The sequence below is a fragment of the Mesorhizobium sp. M7A.F.Ca.CA.001.10.2.1 genome (assembly GCF_003998575.1).
GTDB lineage: Bacteria > Pseudomonadota > Alphaproteobacteria > Rhizobiales > Rhizobiaceae > Mesorhizobium.
The window spans coordinates 1-2,587 of sequence record NZ_RZQY01000771.1 but is presented as its reverse complement, the minus strand read 5'-3'; the positions used below and the strand labels follow the sequence as shown (position 1 = coordinate 2,587).

Annotated in this window: 2 protein-coding genes and 1 pseudogene; 2 read left to right on the top strand and 1 reads right to left on the bottom strand. The window is 62.5% G+C overall.

Annotation, left to right across the window (positions count from 1 at the left end; genetic code table 11):
- Positions 1-70: 70 nt before the first annotated feature.
- A pseudogene (locus EN964_RS31445) lies at positions 71-403 on the top strand (TonB-dependent receptor domain-containing protein); the annotation flags it as partial.
- A gap of 434 nt (positions 404-837) precedes the next feature.
- Positions 838-1,185 (top strand): hypothetical protein, encoded by a 348-nt coding sequence (locus tag EN964_RS31440; RefSeq protein ID WP_032808338.1) that lies wholly within the window; start codon positions 838-840, stop codon positions 1,183-1,185.
- An 86-nt stretch (positions 1,186-1,271) separates the two neighbouring features.
- On the opposite strand, the gene ggt is transcribed toward EN964_RS31440, so the two are convergent.
- Positions 1,272-2,587 (bottom strand): gamma-glutamyltransferase (gene ggt, locus EN964_RS31435; RefSeq protein ID WP_127277195.1); only part of this gene is annotated, 1,316 nt, incomplete at its 5' end.

The window sequence follows — 2,587 nt, the reverse complement described above, 5'->3', positions numbered from 1 at the left end:
CAGCATGACGGCGGCGGCATCGCTGGTTATCTCCGCGTCGAGATAGGTGTAGGCCGCCGTCGTCGGTAACCGCCCGGCCAGGGTGCCGGAACACCAGGCATCGCTGTGGGCCAACTATGAGGTTGGCAGCGGCGTGCTCGAGGGCCTGAGTGTCGGCGCCGGCGTGCGCTATATCGGCGCCAGCTTCGGTGACAGTACGAACACGGTTAACGTGCCCGGCCACACGCTGGTCGACGCGGCACTGCGCTACAAGAAGAATGGCTGGCAGGCAGCGCTCAATGTCTCCAACCTGTTCGACAAGACCTACTATTCGACCTGCTATGAGGCCGGCAGCAATGCCGACCTCAGCTGCATCTATGGCGAAGGCCGCGTCATCAAGGGCAGCCTCAGCATGAAGTTCTGATGCATGCCGCTCGGCTGCCTCGGCTGGCAGTGATCTGGCATGCGGGATCTGAAGCGCGCCGCATGAACCTGTGATGACGCGCGTCCAGAGCCGCGATTCGACGCGGCCCTGTCCTCCGTCCGGATGGCGGCAAGACGATTCGCACCGTCACGGTGGGCGTGCGACGTCCCGCTCGCCGAAAATCGCTGCCCGCGAAGCGCAATCCACGTCCCGCATCATTTTTCCTCCACGAATGCATTCCAGGATGGATGGTCCCACGACCGCCTCCGGGCGGCGCGCTCTGGATTGGATTGCCTGAAAAAGGCAACGAATCAAAAAACCGGCGGCGGTCGTCGCCAGAAGGTGTAGAAGACCGTACCAAACGCATTGAAGGGAGTGCGATCGGGTTGCGCTCGGCAAGGCTTGATGGTTTGTTGCCGCTATACGGAGAATGAATGATGCGAGAGCCTGCCGGTCAAGACGAATACGGGTCGACGAACCCTTTCGATCCGGACGACCTGCCGACGTTGAACGCAATCGGCCCGAGCATGGGTAGCGGCAATGATTTCGAGAGATATGCCGTTGCCGTGATCATCGTGTTCGGTGCGCTGATCATTGGCGGGCTGATGGCCGCATCGATGGTCTTCGGGCACCGCAACGGCTTCCTCTTCGCGCTTGGCGGCGCCACGTCCGCCTGGATATCCGGAAACGCGCTGCTGCTCGACCGGCCGCGTATCTATGCGCTGTTCGTCGGCATTGCCGCCTTGATGCTGGTTGCGTCCACTCTCACGCTGGTCTTGTGACGGCCAAATCGGTGTGAGCCGATCCACTTGAGCAGCGGGCGATCAACCCGAATCGCCACGCTGCACCAGGTTTTTCCTCCGAGCTGTCAGTATCCGAGCGCCTCGCCAGAGGCCGCGCGGCTGTCGATGGCGCCGTTGTAGCGCGCGCCGCCGCCCTTCTCGATTTCCGCCAGGCTCTTGCCGCCGACCAGGATGCCGGCCGCCTGCCCCCAGGTCTGGTCAGCGAGATCGAGGTGATATCCCATGCCGGCCAGCAGCTTTTCTGTGTCCGGCGACAGGCCGAACGGCTCGACATAAACCTTGTCGGGCAGCCATTGATGGTGGATGCGAGGCGCGTCGATCGCCTCCTGGATGTTCATGCCGTGGTCGATGACATTGACGATCGCTTCCAGCGTGATCGTGATGATGCGCGAGCCACCCGGGCTGCCGATGACCATGAACGGTTTGCCGTCCTTGGCGACCACGGTCGGGCTCATCGACGACAGCGGCGTCTTCTTCGGCTGGATGGCGTTGGCCTCGCCCTGGACAAGGCCGTAGAGATTGGGCACGCCGGGTTTCTGGGTGAAATCGTCCATTTCGTTGTTGAGCAGGATGCCGGTGCCGTCGGCGACGACGCCGGCTCCGAAGGAGCCATTCAGCGTGTAGGTGACCGCGACCGCATTGCCTTCATCGTCGATGATCGAATAATGCGTCGTCTCCTTGCTCTCGCCAAAGCCCTTCGGCATCAGATCCTGCGACACGCCGGCCCGGAACGGGTCGATCTTGTCGCGGATATCCTTGGCATAGGCCTTATCAAGCAATTTCGAGACCGGATTGTCGACGAAATCGGGATCGCCGAGCGCGGAATTGCGGTCAACATAGGCATAGCGCATCGCTTCGACCATGACATGGATGGACTCGGCCGATCCGGCACCGAGATAGGATAAGGGATAGCCCTCCAGAACGTTGAGGATTTCGCAGATGATGACGCCGCCGGAGCTGGGCGGCGGCGAGGAGGTGATCTCGTAGCCGCGATAGGTGCAGGTCACGGGCTTGAGTTCGCGCACCGCATATTGCTCGAAGTCGGGCTTGGCGAGAATGCCGCCCTTGGCGCCGCTCGCCTTGACGATGGCATCGGCGATGGCGCCTTTGTAAAAGGCATCCGCACCCTCTTCGGAAATGGCGGCGAGCGACGCCGCGAGGTCGGGCTGGACCAGCCGCTCGCCGATGCCATAGGGCTTGCCGTCGGGTTTCAGGAATATGGCGGCGGCCGCGGGGTCCTTCGCCAGCCTGTCGGCGCTGCCGGCAAACGAGGCGGCGTCGCCCTGGTTGAGGATGAAGCCGTCCCTGGCATAGCCGATTGCCGGCGCCATCAAATCCTGGCGGGACAATTTGCCGTATTTTTCGCGGGCCATCTCCAGAC

What these genes read in the sequence shown, in the direction of transcription:
- EN964_RS31440 (WP_032808338.1), top strand. Translation starts at nt 838, where the DNA reads ATGATGCGAGAGCCTGCCGGTCAAGACGAATACGGGTCGACGAACCCT.